The 580-nt window shown below is 46.7% G+C and carries 1 protein-coding gene; it reads right to left on the bottom strand.

The window, feature by feature from the left end:
- Positions 1 to 363, bottom strand: a 363-nt coding sequence (locus N1032_RS26740; RefSeq protein ID WP_259543697.1) for a hypothetical protein, incomplete at its 3' end; no start/stop codon positions are given.
- Positions 364 to 580 lie beyond the last annotated feature (217 nt).

Consider the following 580-nt stretch of genomic DNA (forward strand, 5'->3'; position numbering starts at 1 on the left):
TTTTGAAGCCATTGCGGGGATCACTTCTATTGGGCTTCCACTACCAAAATTACCTGTTTGTCTGTCTGGAATATCGACATACGTAGGGTGTTCATGGTTAGTATCTGCGGAACTTGTGAGATAACCTACGGTTGAGTTTCCTGTATTATCTCCTCTAAATGCAGAAGCAGCGGGTTGATTCCCGGAACTACCAAAACTACCGTGGTTGCCATCATCATTCACCAGACCATTCGTATGGCCATGTGCCCAGTTTCTGTTCATGGGGCCAGTAGAACCATTAGCACGAATAGCAGGTACATTATGGGCGTGAGCAGGTATCTGTGAAGCATTTAATGTGAATGTTCTGGAACCAAGGTTTTCCATGTTGGGGCCTACATCCCAACCACCCGTTGCTGTACCCGATCCAGAACCCATCAAATATCGACCTACAGCAAAAGGAACCCAAGCGGTTCCGGCCCATAGCGGTAAAGTTCCGGGATTCACATAGCAGGAGATAACTGTCCCTACAGGGAACCCACTTTGAATGAAATGTCTCACAGCCTGTAAATTAAGTGCTGTTTTTTCATCCCACGAAGTCATG

The sequence above is a fragment of the Herbiconiux daphne genome, assembly GCF_024979295.1.
Taxonomy (GTDB): Bacteria; Actinomycetota; Actinomycetes; order Actinomycetales; family Microbacteriaceae; genus Herbiconiux; species Herbiconiux daphnes.